Raw genomic sequence first — 19,290 nt, 5'->3', positions numbered from 1 at the left:
GACAAAAAAGATGATTTCCAACCTAAAAAGTGGTATTGAAGCCATTCCCATACGACTCCTGACTCCTGACTCCTGACTCCTAAAAAATCCCCTAGTTATTTGTAGCAAACATTTATCAAAATGGTATTAGCCTTTTCATTTTGGTAATTTTTTTTTGACTTTTTAATCAAAGGTGGTGCGTATATTTGGGGGTCTGAAAGCATTGTTCTGTCGTGGTTCTAAAACGTAGCTCCCCACCGCTCGGGTTAATGCGGATTAGTTGGAAACAAACGCCCCAGGTAGTTTAATCTATCTGGGTTTTTTATTTTTTGAAATTTTCCGAGTTGCGATCGCAAAGTAGAATGGACTTTAGTTGTCCTGCTCCCGTAATATCAAGTTGCACTGATTAACCACAATATAAAAAGATGAAAAAGATGGCATACTCGTCAAGAGTAATCTTAAGATGACTTAAACTATTAGCCAAGGATTGAAATCCTTGGCGAGCTTGGCGATCCATGTCACCCGCTTCCCTAAATTCCCCTCCTAGGAGGAGTTAGGGGTGGGTCCCACACTCCCCATCTACCAAAGACTACCACGGACTACCAATCATCATAAACCCTGCCCAATAATAGGGATGAGATAAATTTTGATTTTCAAACTTTCCTAACTCTGATGGTAATACCACTGCACCACGAGCTGCTGTTCCCCTTAATTGACCCTCTGCAATAACTACTTCTCCTCGTAACATTGCTAACTGTGCTTGTTGTAAAGCTTCTGCTTTTATCTTGGCATTATTTAGTTGGGTGTAAAATTCTGTCATCAATCCTAATGTGCCTTCATCACTCACATACCAGACACTAGCTAAGGCAGACTTTGCTCCTGCTGCTACTGCTAACCCCGCAAAACCTAACTCAGCATTTTTGTCACCAACGGCAGTGCGACAAGCTGACAATACTAATAATTCTACTGGTGGATCGTTCCAACCTAACTCCCGTATTTGGTCTAGCTTTAGTTTTTGATTACCCCACAGTTGAATATAGGAATTGCTGATAGCACCTGGTCGGAATTCTGCATGAGTTGCTAGGTGAACGATGGGATAGGGATAATTTTGTCGTTGGGTTAGCAGGTTATTACGGGTGAAGTCTTGATTGAGAAATTGACTACCTTGCCATAATTGTTGGGAAATAGTTTCTAACTCGACCGGTACTGCTGGTAAGGAACTTTGAGCAGTGAATTCACTTGCTCCCATTGCTAATACTCGGGTATCTTGAATTGGGCGGTAGTTGGTATCCATTAAACTGATACTGGGAATTAAACTGAGGCTATATTTTTCGACGAGGAATTGTTGACCATCGTGTAATGCTGCTACAGGTAAAGTCCGTAGACCTTCATCCATGCTAAATAACAGGGTATCGATATTAGCAGCTTCTAATTCTGCTGATATGGGTGCAATGAGCCAATTGTACAATTTTTGTGCTGGTGGCAAATAGCTTTGAGTATTGCGACGGGAGGGATTTGTGATTTGAGCGCGTAATTGTAGCACAACTTCCATGAGTTGTTTGTGATTAGCTGCCGGAACAGTTTTGAGGATGGGGTCGCTGCCTGATGTGTATAATATAAGTTGCAGTTCTTCTTGGTAAGCTGTGACATAGATAATTGCTGATTTTTTGCCTGTTTCACGGGCGATATCTGTCAGCACTTCCCGGATATTTTTTATGGATGTATTTTGAGTTGATAGGTCTTCTCCAAAGTTGTCTGTCAGCGCTCCCCCGTTTTTTATGGATATATTTTGAGTTGATAGGTCTTCTCCAAAGTAGTTAGTGAATGAATTGTTCCGATTTTTCTCTAAGGCAGTCAAGGTTTGAAAGTTAGCAGCAACAGTTAGGGGAGTATTGTTAATAATATTGATGTTTTGTAAAGCTGTTGTAGTGTCGGTATTGATATTAATTTGTTGGCGATCGCTCTTTTTGTTTGGCAGATTAGGATTATTGGTTGTGCTGATGGTACTGTTACTTTGTACTGACTGGATAATGTTAGTGGCGGTCGGATTTGAGATTGGGTTGTTAGGTGGCAAAATATTATTTGCTGGGATAGCTGGGGTTATTGGTTGTACTGGGTTTGATGCTCCTGGAATGGTTTGATTTGCTGGTATCTGAGGTAATTGTTGTGGCAAAGTATTGTCTATTGGTATTGATGGAGGTGGGCTAATTTGAATGATTTCACCAGTGTTAAGTTCTCCTCCTGGTAAGTTGGTAATATTTGTTGTATCACCTATTGCTACTTGGTCTGTGGTAGTAATATTACCTGCTGCTTGATTATTAATACTGGCATTACCTTGGTTTGTTACCGCTGTTTGGTCTCCAGTCGTAATATTACCTGTTGCTTCGTTATTAATACTGGCATTACCTTGGTTTGTTACCGCTGTTTGGTCTCCAGTCGTAATATTACCTGTTGCTTCGTTATTAATATTGGCATTACCTTGGTTTGTTACCGCTGTTTGGTCTCCAGTCGTAATATTACCTGTTGCTTCGTTATTAATATTGGCATCACCTTGGTTTGTTATCGCTGTTTGGTCTCCAGTCGTAATATTACCTGTTGCTTGATTATTAATATTGGCATCACCTTGGTTTGTTATCGCTGTTTGGTCTCCAGTCGTAATATTACCTGTTGCTTCGTTATTAATATTGGCATCACCTTGGTTTGTTACCGCTGTTTGGTCTCCAGTCGTAATATTACCTGTTGCTTGATTATTAATATTGGCATCACCCTGCTGAGTCGTAGCAGTTTGGTCTCCAGTAGTAATATCGCCTCCAGCTTCGTTATTAATATTGGCATTACCTTCTTCAGTAGTAGCAGTTTGGTCTCCAGTAGTAATATCGCCTCCAGCTTCGTTATTAATATTACTATCACCAGTAGCACTATCAACAGTTTGGTCGCCTGTCTCAATATCTTCCCCTGCCTGAACATCAATACCACCAGCATTTCCCGACTCAGAAATAGATTGCAAATCTTCAGTAGTAACCGAACCATCAGCAGCAATAATTTCAACTGTTCCAGCAGCTTCTCCACCTTCAGTACTAACATTTGCAGTTCTAATATCACCTTGAGTGCTAAAAGTATTCAGAGTAATATTACCACTGGTGCCATTGGGGGCGCGAGTTTGAATAGTCCCAGTATTAATACTCCCGCTATTACTTGTAATATTACTTGTAATACTTACATCTCCACTACCTGCATTGCCAAAAGATGCCACATTATTAATATTGACAACACCACTAGCATTCAATTCAATCTGACCCCCAGTACCATCGTCAGCAGTAGAATAAGTAGCAATATGATTAATATTTAAGTCGCCATTATTCACAGTTTCAATAGATATTCGATCGCCTGTACCATTAATAGCAGTGGAAAAAATCACACCCGTATTAATATTGCCGTCATTGTTGGTGATATTAACAGCTCCACTACTGTTTCCACCAAAAGAACTAATATTGCTAGTAGTAATATCTCCTTGACCCCGCTGAATAATCACAATATTGCCTCCAGTACCTTCTGGAGCGTAAGAACTCAGGTTGGCAAGTTCCTGCTCGAAGATAGTCGCCACATCTTCTGAAGAAACATCAGCATCAGTGGGAATATTTACCTCTTCACCTAAAAACCCAACAGTAGTATCAATATTTCCATTAATTGTTTCCAAAGTAATATTACCACCTCTTGCTCCCGCACCGCTAAAGCTTTCAATAAAACCCGTACTAATATCTCCTGTAGCGTTGAGGGTAATATTTCCACCTTCCCCTGTTTGGGAACTAGAGACTAATTCGCCAATACTTGCATCTATTGCGCCATTCGCAGTAATAGATATATTTCCACCTTGACCACTACCTCCAGCAAATGATTCAATAGTTCCTATTTGGATATTGCCGTTAACTGTAATAGTCACATCTCCACCATTACCATCACCTTCTGACTCGGAAAAAATCGTTTCTATGATAATATCATCTGTACTGGTAATCTCTACATTACCGCCATCACCTGTTCTGGAGGAAGAAGCTAACTCACCACCGATAGTTTCAATGCTACCTGTTTGATTTTGGATTGAAATACTACCACCACGACCCCTATTTTCAGCGCGGGAGTCAATACCAACAGTACTAACCTCGCCGTTACTGATAATACTAACATTACCTCCATCTCCGTTACTACTATAGGAAATGAGTTCTCCTTGAGTTGTTACGTTACCCTCAATACTCTGGAGAGTAATATCGCCCCCAGGACTACCTGTTTCTGACTCAGTCTCAGGTTGAGTAGTGTTGGTATTTTCTGTATTTTCCCTTGTAGGTCGAATATTTTCTGGGTCTCCTGCTGAGGAAATGATTTCATTTGTAGTGATATTACCTTTAGCTTCCAGACTAATATCGCCTCCTGCACCTCGACGAGAAAATGACTCTATGACTCCTGCTGTGGTATTTATCTCACCTTCAGCTATTAGGGTAATACTACCTCCAGCACCTCCGGTATTTTCTCCAGGGTTAGGATTATCTGTTGGTTGTGGGTTTGCCTGCGGTCCAGATGCCTCTTCTGAGTTATCCTCGTTGTTTGGATTTCGTGGGTTGCCACTTGAGGAAAATATATCACCTGTTATCAGATCGCCATTACTGGTAATAGTGACATCTCCAGCATCTCCTGAACGTGAAAAAGAAGATAATTCACCATCTGTTGTATTAACATTTCCATCTGTACTTTCGAGGGTAATGTTACCACCCTGACCATTAACATCCGAACGGGAGTTAATATCACTTGTTGTTAAATTGCCACGACTTTTAATCGTTACGCTGCCACCATTACCAGAAGTGGCAAAACTATTTATTTCTGCTGTGGTAGTTACTGCACCTTCTGTACTTTCAATCCTAATATTACCACTGCTCCGCTCATTTATTTCTGCTTCTGTTAAGGGTGTAATATTAGTATTATCTTCGGGGTTACTTGCTTCGGGGTCGCCAGCAGTAGAAAGAATTTGTGCTGTTGTAATGTCACCTTTAGCTTCCAGACTAATATTACCCCCTAAACCTTCTCTAGAAAATGACTCTAACTTAGATTGATCATTAGCTCCTGCAGTAGTATCAATAGTTCCTCCTGCTTTCAGGGTAATATCTCCCCCATTACTGCTACCACTCTGGTTTAGAGATGAATTGTCTGAGTCTTCCTCTTCATCTATTCCTCGACCTGCGAAAGAAAGGATACGTCCTGTTTTGATATTACCCTGACTGGTAAGACTCACATTTCCCGCATTACCCCTACGGGAAGAAGACCTGACTTCAGCAGCACTGGTATCAATATTTGCACCTATACTTTCTAAGCTAATATTGCCACCATCACCATTAGTTGAGCGGGAGTCAATGTTACCTGTTGTCAAATTCCCATTGCTTGTGATGGTAACGCTTCCTGCATTTCCTTCCTCAGAAGTAGCGAATATTCCTGCTATATCTTCCTCTGTTCCCAAGGTTTCAATACTGCCACCTGTACTTTCAATAGTAATATCTCCACCCTGACCTGCTTGTGTCTGAGAATCAATATTACCTGTCTGAATATCGCCCAGACTTTTGATAGTTACACTTCCAGCATTTCCTGCTTGTGACCTAGAAACTATTTCACCAACCGTTGTATCAACACTTCCATTTGTACTTTCGAGAGTAATACTCCCACCTTGACCACTGCCTTTTGAACGGGAGTTGATATTTGCTGTTTTCAGACCGCCATTACTGGTGATAGTGACATCTCCAGCATCTCCTAATTCTGAAAAAGAAGATAATTCACTACCTGTATCGTCGTTACTTGTCTCAACATCTTCATCATTTCCGACTGGTGGCAAAGAAGCTATTTCACCACCTGTTGTATCAATATTTCCCCCTGTACTTTCGAGGGTAATATTCCCACCTTGACCACTACCGTTTGAACGAGAGTCAATATCACCTGTACTCAAATCACCACTACTGATGATAGTGACATCTCCTGCATCTCCTAATTCTGAAAAAGAAGCTATTTCACCACCTGTTGTATCAATATTTCCGGCAAGACTTTCTAGAGTAATATTCCCACCTTGACCACTACCTTTTGAACGGGAGTCAATATTACCTGTACTCAAATCTCTATTACTGGCGATCGTCACATTTCCAGCATCTCCTAATTCTGAAAAAGAAGCTAATTCACCACCCGTTGTATCAATATTTCCCCCTGTACTTTCGAGAGCAATATTCCCACCATTGCCATTTTTGGAATTGGAGTCAATATTACCTGTGGTCAAATTCCCATTACTGGTGATGGTAATGTTTCCTGCATTCCCTTCTTCAGAAGCAGAAAATATTCCTGCAACCTCCTCATTTCCCATGGTATCGACAGTAACGCCAGTTGTATCAATTCCACCTGTACTTTCGAGAGTAATATTCCCACCCTGACCATTTTTGGAATTGGAGTCAATATTACCTGTAATTAAATCCCCATTACTGCCTATCGTCACATTTCCAGCATCTCCTGTTTGTGACAAAGAAGATATTTCACCACTACTTGTATCAATTCCACCTGTACTTTCGAGAGTAATATTTCCACCTCGACCATTCAGTGAACTGGAGTTAATATTACCTGTACTCAAATCTCCTTTACTGTTGATAGTAATATTTCCTGCATTTCCTTTCTCAGAAGCAGAAAATATTCCTACATCTTCTTCTGCTTCAGTTCCCATAGTATTAATAGTAGCAACCCTAGTATCAACAGTACCACTTCTACTTTCAATAGTTATATCTCCTCCTTCACCACCACCTGTCCTTGATTCAATACTTTCAGTCTTAATATCTCCAAAAGCATTGATAGTGACATCTCCAGCATTTCCAGCATCGCCAAAAGTACCTATTTCTGCTGTAGCAGTTATTGCACCTTCTGTACTTTCAATGGTGATATTACCACTACTACCGGAATTTATTTCCATCGGTGTTGTTGGTGGGGTGTTATTATTATTGGGAACACCTGCTTCAGGTTCGCCAGCAGCAGAAACAATTTCCCCTGTAGTAATATCTCCTTTGCTAGTTATACTGACGCTACCTCCATCGCCTAGACGAGAAAATGATTCGATAGTTCCTGCGCTAGTATCAATAATACCTTCTGCTGTGAGGGTAATATCCCCACCACTACCGTTGGCACTCTGAGTTTGATTTGAGTCAGTGTTATTTGTCTGGAATGGTGATGAATTTGCTAAGTCTCCGTCTGCATCTAATGGATCGCCTGCGGAAGAAAAGATATCTGCTGTTTTGATGTCGCCATTACTGGTAATGCTGACATTTCCAGCATTTCCCCTAACGGAAAAAGATGCTAATTCTTCACTACTGGTATCAACATTACCACCTGTAGTTTTTAGAGTAATATTCCCACCATTACCACTACCATCTGAACGAGAGTCAATATAACCAGTTTTGATATTGCCATTACTGATAATGCCAACATTCCCACCATCGCCATCAAAAGAGGCAGAAAATATTTCACCTGCAGTTGTCTCAACTTCACCACCACTATTTATGGTAATATTTCCACCTCTATCATTACCCATGGTAGAAGCATTAATATCTCCTGTTTGAATATTGCCATCAGCAGTGAGCGAAATATCCCCACCTGTAGTTGATTCAGAATTTGACTTAAGTGTGGTTTCAGTAGTATCAATATTCCCAGTACTAGAAATAGTAATTGTTCCTGGTTGCCTGTCAGGAACTGATGTAACTACCTCTTCAATTGCAGTAAAATTCCCATCAATATTTAGTTCAATATTACCGCCACCTCTAGTATAAATTCCTGTTAATTCTTCGCTAACTCCACCAATAGTTAAATCGCTGATTGAGCTAATAAATAGTCCTTGTTCCCCTGTCAATACTTCTAAATTATTTACATCTATTCGCAAAGGTGCTTCAGCTAAACCTATTCCACCAGAATTTTGAGTTTCAAATATTCCTCGTTCGGCAGTAATTAAAGAATTAGGAGAAACTTGTCTAATATTCCCCTGATTAGCATTGATTAATAGTTGACCAGTAGTAGTTAAATTAGCTAAATTTATATCGCCATTTGTGCCTAAATTTCCTAGTCTAATTGTAATATCGCCACTACCAGAATTTAATGTTGTACCTTCTCTTTGATTAATCGAACCTGCTCCTTGGTCGCGATTATTAATATTGGCACTATTGTCGTTACCAAATAGAGAAATATTGCCATTACTTTGAGATGTATCAATATCGGCATTGATATTAATATTTCTTCCTGCTTTTAATTCTACTGATTCTGAAGTTTCTATTGGTTCATTAACAGTTATATCATTATCAGCTTGAAGAATTATTTCACCCTCTATTTCTTCTATTTCTGCCACAGAAAATGTGACGTTATCATCTTCATTTGGTTCCGGTGACTCATTGCTACTTTCTGACCCTCCTATAATTATATTTTTAGGGTCAAATAAGATTGTTCCTGTTTCTCCAAATGCTGCCGTAACATTAACATTTCCATCAAATATTAGTTGTTCTTTTCCTGAAATTTCAACAAAGCCTCCATCGCCAGAAAAATGTCCGCCTTTAGCACTAATATTCCCGGCAAAATTAGTCGTATCATCTGACCAAATTATGACTTGACCGCCTTCTCCATTGTTAATAGCATCGGCAGAAATAATTGAGTTATTGTTAACAAAAGTTTGCTGAGAATTGGGAACAATTCCATCACCTTGAAAGTCGCCTCCAATTAATATTTTGCCCCCGACCTTTAGACCATTGGCATTAATATTGGCATCGATAACTGCTACGCGATCGCCCAACACATTTACCTGCCCCCCAACAGTTCCATCCGTCGAGGTATCTGATACATTGATATTACCAGAGGCAATAGCTAATCCTGCTGTATCGGTCAATTCCAAATTACCCTGAGCATTTATAACCACAGATGAGGCATGATGTATGTCACCACCTGTCAATAATTCTGGTAATAATATCGGTGTAATTGACTGTCCTGATAAATTATTAGAAGTAGGTGATACATCTAAACTCAATAGATGACCTGGTTGAGATATTCTCAATGTATCTCCACCATTAACTGCAGCGATGGTGATATTACCTCCTGCGGTAGATAGTTCACCTGTGTTAATAACCGTACCACCTGCTAAAGTTAAGTCTTTTCCAGGATTTAAACTTAAAATTCCTTCATTAACTATAGCGCCTGGGTTTGAGACATTAAAATTGTAGCCGCTGGGGTCGCCTACTAAGTTCGAGTAGTCATTTGTTCCTATTGCCTGAAACCAGAAATTATTACTGTTGAAACCTATACCTGTGGCAGTAGTAACGCTGAAGGAAGCGGGAATATTGAGACTGGCATTTTGGCCGAACATGATGCCAGCGGGGTTCATTAAGAAAAGGTTAGAGTTACCGCCTATGACTTGAATTAAGCCGTTAATTCTAGAAGGGTCTCCCCCTGTAATTCTGCCAAGAATATTACGGGTGTCTGGGGTGGAGATGAAGTTTGCTGTTTGACCGGAGTTGAGGTTAAATTTGCCGAAACTGTGAAAGAGGTTAGTGCCGTTATGAGTACCGCCTTGAATATTAAATTGGTTGCCATTTTGATTTACAGTAGTTCCTGTACCGTCATTTGCCGGAGTAATAGGTTGACTATGAGCAGGAAGAGCTACTGTTCCTAATAGAGACACGAAGCTTATCAGAGGACAAAGATGTAATGTTATTAGTTTCATATTATGGACTGAGAGTTAACAGTAAAACTCATAAATATAATTATTATTAACTCCAGTATATCTTTTCTCAAATTGGTACATCTCACTAATAATGCGGAAGGGAGATTGGGAGAGTCGGACCCACCCCTAACCCCTCCCAGGAGGGGAGTGTGGGGAGTGTGGGGAGTGTGGGGAGAGGTTTATAGTCGCAACGCCAGAAAAATCGAATGGCGCACTCATTCGTTATTCACTTTTAGCCACCTCTGTGATTATTTAGGGCTTGCTGATTAACTATCAAAGCTTAGAAATGTAAAGGTTTCAGTATTCTTGGGTTGAAAAAAAATGCCAGCTTTTCGCTCAAGAAAGCTCATGCGTATTAGCATTTTGTGCAAGAGTTGGGCAGAAAAATTAAGGGACAATTCTTCCAACTACATCCTTTGCAATTCCCATTTATCCTGACTCCTGACTCCTACCCTCACCCATAAGACTTTTTCAGCAAACCCTATTTACAGCACTTTTAAAATTGATGAACCACATCTTCACAAGCAAAACGTTGTATGGACGTTCCATGGAAGGTCTCTACAGTGGTGGTAGTGGTGCATTGAAATGGTAAAGTTATCATGATTTTTGTCACCGTATAGTCTAGTGGGAGCATCTTGCTCCCGTTCTAATGATTTTTGTCTCCACCTACTATTACTATCAGAACTTACAGCAGTTTCGGAGTTAGTGAGGTACAAAATTTTAGGACTTTAGGCAACAGGCAACAGAGAATTAATAAACTGTACCTCACTATCCGGGCAAAGTGCTGTAATATCACCAGGACTTACGCATTGACAATAGATATAGGGTTTTGGTGTGTTATATCATGTCCGCATAAGAGCGCGATCAAAAAACTTTCTCCTCTCCCTTCTTCCCTCCTGCCTCCTGCCTTCTGCCTCCTGACTCCTGCCTTCCTTATTACTTACTAACTAAATTCCAGAAATAACCATCAGGGGCGACAAAAGAAAAACTTTGTTCGCCAAATTCGTTATCAACAATATCTGTAACTTCAGTTGCTGCTGAATTTTTAACTCGGTCAAAATAATATTTTATATTATTAACTCGATAAGTATACAAAGACATTCCCAAGCAACCAGGTCGCGAATATTCAAAACAGCTTTTCAACTTCATTGCTTCAGGAAATCGAATAATATACATTCTGCCAGAGCGTGCCTCCTGCCAGTTTATTGAGGAGCGTGGATCGTCAAAAGTTGTAACTCTAAACTTTTCCCCCGGTTGCAAATCAAAAATTTGCCTACCTGCTTGTGAACTTTCATAAGTAGTTTCATCATCATCCCGCGATCGCAACAAACCTAACACATCCTCGTAAAACATCAATGTTTCTTTGCTATCATCTTGCACCACCATACCTGCATGGGTAAATTGGCTAGTGTTCAAAGTAGAGTTATGATTAATTTTGCCATATTCGGGCACTGTATAATTGAAACGTTGAAACAATACCTGACGTGTTAATGGTTGCAGCAACATCATTTCCCGCACTCCCACTACCGGATCGATAAACGGGCGACCTTGATCCATTTTGTAAATCATTTCCCACTGAGGAAAAGTATATTTAATTGGCAAACCTGCTAACTGAGCATCCTCAGCATGGTTAAGAATATTCAAAACATCTGCACTTAAGGTTGTCCCCCAACGGTTGCCCAAAACTTTCATTGATGTCATTTCTAAACCTTCATTAGTGGGGTTTTCCCAAGTCATCAGGCGAATCAAACCATGGTCGGCATTTTGATGTTCGAGTCGAATTGAGCGCAGATGAGAATTGACTCCATATAAATTTTTCACTGTGGGAGCAGTTAATTCTCCTGTTTGCCCGATGCGATAGCCAAATTGTTGCCAATATTGAATCCTTGATAAGGTTTCAGTGATACCTATACAGACTTCGTAGATGCCTTCGATAGTGGGATTTTTATTCATATTTTTTATACACTAGCTCCTATGTTCGGGTAATTATTTATAATAAAGCCTTTGTTTGTAGTTGGGCTTTAGTCCCTTCCCACTATAGCCTGGATCAAGCCCAACTACGAGTCCTAAGAGCCGCTCAATAGGATATAATTAGGACTTACGCAGTAAAACGTATTTTCGTCATTGCGACCGACAGGGTTTGCGGAGCAGTCCGGAACGGAAAGCAATTTCTCATTTAGTTTTTCCTACCTCATGCGTAAGTCCTAATCATATAATAAATTATTCGATTTGTCATTGGGAGGCGGTAACAGAGTAAGTTAACCTTCTAACTTTGGGTCGATAGGCGATCGCCAAGCTCAAAGAAGTCGGGTTTATAAATTCCCTTCCCTCCTGACTCCTGACTCCTCACTAATAATTCATTTGTCCGCTCACAACAAATAGTTCTTGTTGTCTACCATTTCTCAGAATTTTGAACTGCAATTTTTGACCTACACCACTATCTTCAACTTTCCTCTGTAATTGTTCAGCACTAATTATTGATTGATTATCAATTTCTAGAATTACATCTCCTATCCGCATCCCTGATTTTTCTGCCGCAGTACCAGACAATACTTTTGTCACTAAAACTCCATTTACCTCTGGCAAAATTAAAACAGAATTAGGATCGCTATTATTTTGTTTAGCAACTTCTGGAGTTAAAGTAATCATCTGAATACCAACAAAAGGATGAGGTACTTGTTGTCCACGAGCTAATATATCTTTAATTTCTTTGGCTTTATTGATGGGAATAGCAAAACCAATACCCATAGCATCAGCTCTAATTGCAGTATTAATTCCTATTACTTCACCCCGATCGTTCAACAACGGACCCCCAGAATTTCCTGGATTAATTGCTGCATCCGTTTGAATAAAGTCTAATCTCTTATCAGGAATTCCTACTGCTGAACTAGGACGTTTCAAGGTACTAATAATTCCTAAAGTAACAGTGTTATTAAATCCTAGGGGATTTCCTACTGCTATTGCCCAATCTCCTACCTGTACTAAATCTGAATTACCTAAAGTTGCTATTGGTAAATTTTCACCTTTTGTATCAACTTCAACTACTGCTAAATCTGTGACTTCATCTGTTCCTTTTACCTCCCCAGTAAACTGTCTTCCATCATTTAAACTTACAGTAACTTTGTCAGCTTTATCTACTACATGAGCATTAGTTAAAATGATTCCTTTAGAGTCAATAATGAAACCAGAACCTTGACCTTTTAATAACTCTTTTGAAGATGGTGGCATTCGTAACTCTCCACCAAAGAAACGGTCAAAAAAAGGGTCTTCAAGAAGTGGATTAGTGGGACGGGTAATTAGTCGCTCTGTGTCAATTCTCACTACGGCTAAACCTACTTTATTGACTGCCTCTGTAACAAAACTATTACTACTTCTAGTATTTAGATTTTCTGGTGCAGTTTGCAATGCTAATAACTGAGGATTTGATAGTCCTTGGAATAGTCTTGAAGCTGCCATTGCTTGTGGGGTCGGTACACAAGTAACTATTAAAGTAAAAACAATAAAAATGGCCAATAATTGAGAAGTTATTTTGGTAATTGTTTGAGAAAATTTGCGCAATCTCATAGCATTAAAGTTTCATTGACTAACTGAGTGGTATTAGTGTTATAATACTCCTAATCTTAACTATATTATACTCAAAATCTATGGTGGTATCTCAGCAACAACAAAAAGAACAGCTACCTCATAATCAAGCCAAGACAGAGTCAAATTCGGAACATAACCATCACTCTTCTGCTCATCCTCATGTTCATAGTGAAGAATCCCTACAACGTCTCGTGAATAGATTATCAAGAATTGAAGGGCACGTTAGAGGAATTAAAACTATGATCAAAGATAGTCGTCCTTGCCCTGATGTATTAGTACAAATAGCTGCAGTTCGTGGTGCTTTAGACCGAGTAGCTCGTATGGTTTTAGATAACCATTTATCTGATTGTATTGCCCGGGCAACTCAAGATGGAGATATTGATGTTGAGGTTGAAGCTTTAAAGTCAGCTTTAGACAGATTTTTACCTTAATTAATGAATCTTTTAATGAGTCTTTTGAGGATGAATTATAACCTCTAGCATCTAAAAAGAAATCAATATTTTTACTAGACAATTAAGTTATAAGTTAGAAGTAAGCTGCAAAATCAGCAGGCAGTTATTTCAGTTATCAGTTAACAGTTAGCTTCCTACGGAGGAGCCATGCTAACTGTACTTCCTGCAATAGGGAGGCTTGACATTAGGAATATTCTCTTTTTTCATCCGGAGGCTTTAGACCACAATTTTTCGGTAATAATATTTCATCAAATAATTTGACATTTCAACAAAGCCAGAAAAAAATTTTATTACTAAACAACTACCAAACAACTTATGTAAAAAAAAATAGCTTTGTGGTTACTTTGGATTGGGTTTAGCACTTACGCATTTCTGCTAGCACCTCCTGACCAACCAGATACTTTAGAATTAATCCAAAAATTGTCAACAGGTCAATGGGAAAATATCAATCCATTAATTGTATCTCTATTCAATATTATGGGCATATGGCCGTTGATTTACCGAAAAATTGGGTTTAAAGCCTCCCCCTAAAAGGGGGACTTTGTGTTATACTTATATAAGTGGCAAAGGTATTCAACCACTCTAAAAACCTAGCTACTAATCGTAGCAAACTAGCACCTTGAAAACTAAAGTTATGGGGTTTTGCACAGTAATGCTTGTGCATGGAAAAGCTTTAAGCATCAAGTACCAGAGAACCAAAGTCTTTTAAGGTTTGAACTGTACCGTAGGGCATACGGGAACAGGCTCTTGAAATAGAGCAAACGCTTGGGGAGAGAACCATCTCTGGCTTAGGTATCGCTTGCGTATCTGATTTAAGTGGACTCATTGAACCAAGAATCCTGGTTTCAGGAGAATCTCCGTGCCTTTAGGCCGGAGAGTATGTCAAAGTTGTTTAATGTTCTTTGACGGCAGAGGAAAAAAAATACCAGCATGGTTATTCTCGACATTATCATTTGGAGTCGGAGCATTTGCTATTTTACCCTATCTAGGATGGCGTCAACCTAATCCAAAATTTTCAGGAAAAAAGAACTTATTTTTAAATATTTTAGATTCTCGAATTTTAGGAATTGCTTTAACAGTAGGTACAATTTTATTACTAATATACGGTTTAAAAAATGGTGACTGGGAAGATTTTATTCAACAGTGGCAAAGTAGTATATTTATTCATGTAATGAGTTTAGATTTTTGTCTGTTGTGTCTATTATTTCCCACTTTATTAGGAGATGATATGAGCAGGCGAGGAATGAAAAAATCTCCGTGGTATTGGATAGCATTAGTTCCACTTTTAGGTCCATTAATTTATTTATCTGTACGTTCGCCTCTATTAGCAGCAGATACATCTACAATATCAAATAAACAAGAAGCTACAGCAAATTGATAGTAGGAAACCTGAAAATAAACCCATTACTTTAACTTTGTTGGCATTCCCGTTTTGTAATATCATGTCTATACCGAAACATGTCCTCTAGTCGAGAATCTACCCACCAACCTAAAACAGATTCCGCTAACCAATCTCCAGGCAAAGAAAATGCGATCGCATCAGTTAACCTAGTCTTACCATCTTCTTCACTAAATTGATGACGATGAGTCCAACTATCCATTGGCCCTTCTTTTTGTTCATCAGTAAACAGACGATATTTTTCATATTCCGTATGTAAGGCCACCCACCTCACAGGAATTGGACCGAGCCAAATTTGAAATTCTGATATAGCCCCTACTTCTAGTCCACCTTGACGACGAATGACTTGTACCGGTTGCCAAGGTGGGGTAAGTATTTGCAGAATATCGGAACGTTCGTGAAATTCCCAAACAACTTCAACTGGTGCATCGATTAAGGTTGAATACCGAAAGTGCAACATTTTAAGTCCTCAAAACTTATCACAATTATTATTTTCTAAATTATTTTTATCATTTTCTTTGTGGGTTTAATACCCCACCGTCAACGGCAGGGTCTATTTATTGTCACGCTTAGAAAAATTTATGGGGAGATGGGGGAATGGGGAGATGGGGAGATGGGGGGATGGGGAGATGGGGAGATGGGGAGGTGGGGAGATGGAGAGATTTGTATATTTGCATAATTTTTTGTATTTCTTATGAATATTCTCTGACGACAAAGAATTAGCCCTGCACCGTCAACGGGGGTGTTCAAAATTACTTGGGGGAGCGAATCCCCATGTAATTTTCCTCCTGTCTCCTGTCTCCTGTCTCCTGTCTCCTTCTTCAATTCAAATTTTAACTGAATCTGGAAAATTTAAGTATATTTTACCATAAAGTTGCAGTTCTACTTGGCTTTTTGGTAGTTAGTGCTCTAGTCTGAGACTGGAAGTAAAAGCTAAGGTCAAAAACTAATCAAAAATACTTGGCTTGCTGATTAAATCTAAAAGCATTGATATATAAAGATATTAGCCAATGGATGTATAAAAAAACACAAGATTTTTGATCCTTTAAGCTGAAAATGTGGGGATTTTAAGCAGACAACGGCAGAAAAATTGAGGGAAAATTGTTCCAAATACATCCTCTGTAATTCTTCATTTATCCTGAATTATGACTCCTACCCCCACTCATAAGACTTATTCAGTAAACCCTACTTAATCTGACATAACCCCTCTAAACTTAGAGGGGTTTTTTATTTCAATAAACTTTACTTTTTCCCAATTAGTCTATTACTTAAGCATAAATCGTTTCTTTTTACACCAGTATTTTTTCGTACTAACTTAAATTTAATTTTGTTGATTTTTAATCATGTATAAAGACTAATCAATTTATGGATTTATGGGAAAATTTTGTATAAACAAATATTGCACAGATCACTAAATAACATACTTACTAAGGTGCAAACTTGAGTTAAATTGAACACTACCAGTAAAAAAATTAGAGATATTGCGTACTTGAAATTGAAATATAAATGATATACTTTTGAGAAAATTCTATTATAATATGAAGATTTGGTAAAGCAAATTCAAAATAATTGCTACTTTTATGAAGAATCAGTAAAGATATGTCGTAAGTATAGATATAAAAATCTTATTAATTTATGATGTTATTCAAGTTGATTGATTGAACTTTAAAGCGAACAATATTCATGGGAGCAAAGAAAATATATAAAAAAAAGACTAATAGACCTCGTCCGAAAATAGTCAAACACTTACTATAGCTATCTTTTGATGAGCGATCCCTATCTACTGTTGATAGTTAATTTTTACGGTAAAATCAGTATTTCAGATACTTACTATTACAAACTCTCAAAAGAAGTAGCCATAGTAGTTAACTGATTTATATCTAGAGCAAGGAGGATTTACTACTACAAAATCAATGTACCTATTCGTAGTCGAACAATACCACAAATAATTATGACTATTTGCTCATATTTTTCTGGCTTTAACCTAAATCTTTCTTGGACTACTCTGAAAATTTTTATCAATCTAATTATATGTTAAACAAAAATTATTTTTGAAGATATTTCTTTGTTTTTCAACTTTTCCGATTCAGTTAAATCTCTATTTTTTGGCTTTTTTTTGGGAGTTTTAATTCTTGGTTCGCCAACCTAGGCTTTATCTCCACTAAGTTTTTGTTCTTGAGCGAATTTTTGTTGGACTTCACGAAAATAGTTTAAGTAACTTTTTTTTCCTGGTTCACCTGCTGATACTTCTACAATATCTTTACCTAACTGTTCATAATTGGTTGTCAAAATTACATTTTTTATTATTATCTCATAACTTATTTATTTTTCGGAGATGCCTAATATAAATGGCTGATTGATTATGAAGTTGAACGTAATTACTTATTTTATTCTTGGTTAGTAATTAGTAAAGCGAAAATTATTAGATAACCCCTAAATAAATTACAAATGACTATGATTTTATCTCAATCTATGGCTCATAAAATCCATACTTTCCCAGTCTCATCAAAATTACGGATGTCCAGTGTAACACAATCAAATGCTACTACTGCTGCCTCTTGTTATGAGCTGACTGACTTAGGTACATTTAGAGGCTATGTAAGTGTAGCCAAAGATATTAACGACTCTGCTCAAATAGTTGGTTATTCAATTAACGATATAGGGCAAAAACAAGCCTTTGTATGGGACTCTGACGAAGGTATGCAAGATATTGGTACTATTGGTAATCATTCTAGCTGTCCCTATAGTATTAATGATTATGGCCAAGTAGTTGGCTATTCTGTATATGATTGTGGTCAACGGAAAGCTTTTATTTGGGATAAGACAAAAGGAATACATCACCTTGATTCCAAAAGTAATAATTTGAGTGAGGCTTATTGTATTAATAATTCTGGTCAAGTAGTAGGTTTTTCTGTCACTAATAATGGTCAAAGAAAAGCTTTTATTTGGGATGAGACAAAAGGCATACAAAATCTTAGTATTTCTGATGATATAGAAAGTAGTGCCTACGCAATTAACTATTCTGGTCAAGTAGTAGGATATTCTATTTCTTCAGATTTAATCGTAAAGGCTTTGATATGGAATGGTGACAAAGATATCCAAGAATTACCAGGTTTTTTAGGTTCAGATATTAATACGTCTGGTCAGGTGATTGGTTTTTGTTCTGTACCTGGCCACAATAACCGAGCTTTTTTGTGGAATGGCAGTGAGGAATATCAAGACCTTGGTACTATTTCTAATAATGTCAACTTACAATTTTTTGACAGTGAAGCTAATAGTATTAATGATTTTGGTCTAATAGTTGGTTCTTCTGACAAGCTAATAAATACAAAGCAAGAAGGATTTGCTCAAAGAGCTTTTATTTGGGATAGTCTTAATAAGATGCAAGACCTAAATGATTTGATCGATCCTTCCTCTGGTTGGGTTCTTAAGGAAGCACGATCTATTAATAATCATGGGCAAATTGTTGGATGGGGAATGAAAGATAAAAGTAGTTGTTCTTTTCTGTTAACACCTATTTCCTAGGGTGCATCTCAATTTTGAATAAAGCCAAAAAATTATTGATTTTATGGAACAGGGAACAGGGAACAGGGAACAGGGAACAGGGAATAGGGAATAGGGAATAGGGAATAGGAAAAAAGTATTTTTGCAAATAGCAAATATGAGATGCACCCATTTCCTAACAGAGATAATAGATAATACAATTAACAATTAGATATTTATAGGTAGTGGTTTTCCTAGATAATTCATACTCAAACTGTAATAAATATCGCTTTGCCTCTATTTATAGAAGCAAAGCTACAAATTCAACAATTAATAATTAATAATTAATAATTAATAATTACCTCTCCTTTAAAAGTAAGCATTCAGCCATCAGCCATCAGCTATTGCTTTTAGTTTACGATAAAAGCTTGATTAATTATCTTACTAGAAAAGTTGGCTCTCTTGCCCTTAAAATCTATATTTAATTTAAAAACTGTCCTTAAGGAGAGAGTTTCGACTTAGTTAACAATTTGCGCAATTTATCGACATAATACGATAGTTCTCACAGGCAAGTAGTAACGAGGGTGACGCTTTGTATCTTCTGCACTAATCCCTGCTTCAGCATTTCTGGG

The 19,290-nt window shown here is 38.0% G+C and carries 11 protein-coding genes; 5 read left to right on the top strand and 6 right to left on the bottom strand.

The window, feature by feature from the left end; all coding sequences use genetic code 11:
• Positions 1-568: 568 nt before the first annotated feature.
• Positions 569-9,739 (bottom strand): CHAT domain-containing protein, encoded by a 9,171-nt coding sequence (locus F6K18_RS33750; RefSeq protein ID WP_375341371.1) that lies wholly within the window; start codon positions 9,737-9,739, stop codon positions 569-571.
• A gap of 72 nt (positions 9,740-9,811) precedes the next feature.
• On the opposite strand from F6K18_RS33750, the gene F6K18_RS33745 reads away from it, so the two are divergent.
• A complete protein-coding gene (locus tag F6K18_RS33745; protein ID WP_287527420.1) occupies positions 9,812-10,009 on the top strand; it encodes a hypothetical protein in 198 nt (65 codons plus the stop codon).
• 666 nt (positions 10,010-10,675) lie between these two features.
• Here the strand turns inward: F6K18_RS33745 and F6K18_RS33740 are convergent.
• Both F6K18_RS33740 and F6K18_RS33735 read right to left on the bottom strand, forming a co-directional pair.
• Positions 10,676-11,692 (bottom strand): VOC family protein, encoded by a 1,017-nt coding sequence (locus tag F6K18_RS33740; RefSeq protein WP_287527418.1) that lies wholly within the window; start codon positions 11,690-11,692, stop codon positions 10,676-10,678.
• A 396-nt stretch (positions 11,693-12,088) separates the two neighbouring features.
• Positions 12,089-13,303 (bottom strand): HhoA/HhoB/HtrA family serine endopeptidase, encoded by a 1,215-nt coding sequence (locus F6K18_RS33735; RefSeq protein ID WP_287527416.1) that lies wholly within the window; start codon positions 13,301-13,303, stop codon positions 12,089-12,091.
• An 80-nt stretch (positions 13,304-13,383) separates the two neighbouring features.
• Here F6K18_RS33735 and F6K18_RS33730 point away from each other — a divergent pair, with 80 nt between their 5' ends.
• From F6K18_RS33730 to F6K18_RS33720, 3 genes are all read left to right on the top strand, one after another.
• The gene (locus F6K18_RS33730; protein WP_124147470.1) at positions 13,384-13,755 is read left to right on the top strand and encodes a metal-sensitive transcriptional regulator; all 372 of its coding nucleotides are present in this window, start codon (positions 13,384-13,386) and stop codon (positions 13,753-13,755) included.
• Positions 13,756-14,109: 354 nt separating this feature from the next.
• Entirely contained in the window at positions 14,110-14,307 is a 198-nt protein-coding gene (locus F6K18_RS33725) for a hypothetical protein (protein ID WP_353735256.1), read from the top strand.
• Between the two features lie 328 nt (positions 14,308-14,635).
• Complete coding sequence (locus F6K18_RS33720) at positions 14,636-15,154, top strand: DUF2834 domain-containing protein (RefSeq protein WP_353735255.1); 519 nt, start codon at positions 14,636-14,638, stop codon at positions 15,152-15,154.
• A gap of 31 nt (positions 15,155-15,185) precedes the next feature.
• Here the strand turns inward: F6K18_RS33720 and F6K18_RS33715 are convergent, their stop codons facing one another.
• The 3 genes from F6K18_RS33715 to F6K18_RS33705 all read right to left on the bottom strand — a co-directional run bounded on the left by F6K18_RS33715 (position 15,186) and on the right by F6K18_RS33705 (position 17,464).
• Positions 15,186-15,635 (bottom strand): SRPBCC family protein, encoded by a 450-nt coding sequence (locus F6K18_RS33715; RefSeq protein ID WP_124147472.1) that lies wholly within the window; start codon positions 15,633-15,635, stop codon positions 15,186-15,188.
• A 119-nt stretch (positions 15,636-15,754) separates the two neighbouring features.
• Entirely contained in the window at positions 15,755-16,000 is a 246-nt protein-coding gene (locus F6K18_RS33710; protein WP_287527413.1) for a hypothetical protein, read from the bottom strand.
• 1,320 nt (positions 16,001-17,320) lie between these two features.
• Positions 17,321-17,464, bottom strand: coding sequence for a hypothetical protein (locus tag F6K18_RS33705; protein ID WP_287527410.1), 144 nt, complete (start codon positions 17,462-17,464; stop codon positions 17,321-17,323).
• 159 nt (positions 17,465-17,623) lie between these two features.
• On the opposite strand from F6K18_RS33705, the gene F6K18_RS33700 reads away from it, so the two are divergent.
• The gene (locus tag F6K18_RS33700; RefSeq protein ID WP_287527408.1) at positions 17,624-18,700 is read left to right on the top strand and encodes a DUF3466 family protein; all 1,077 of its coding nucleotides are present in this window, start codon (positions 17,624-17,626) and stop codon (positions 18,698-18,700) included.
• Positions 18,701-19,290: the final 590 nt, after the last annotated feature.

It is taken from the genome of Okeania sp. SIO2C2, assembly GCF_010692625.1.
GTDB classification, from domain to species: Bacteria; Cyanobacteriota; Cyanobacteriia; order Cyanobacteriales; family Microcoleaceae; genus Okeania; species Okeania hirsuta.
Note: the sequence above shows the minus strand (reverse complement) of the source record. Positions and strands in the feature narration are given on the sequence as shown.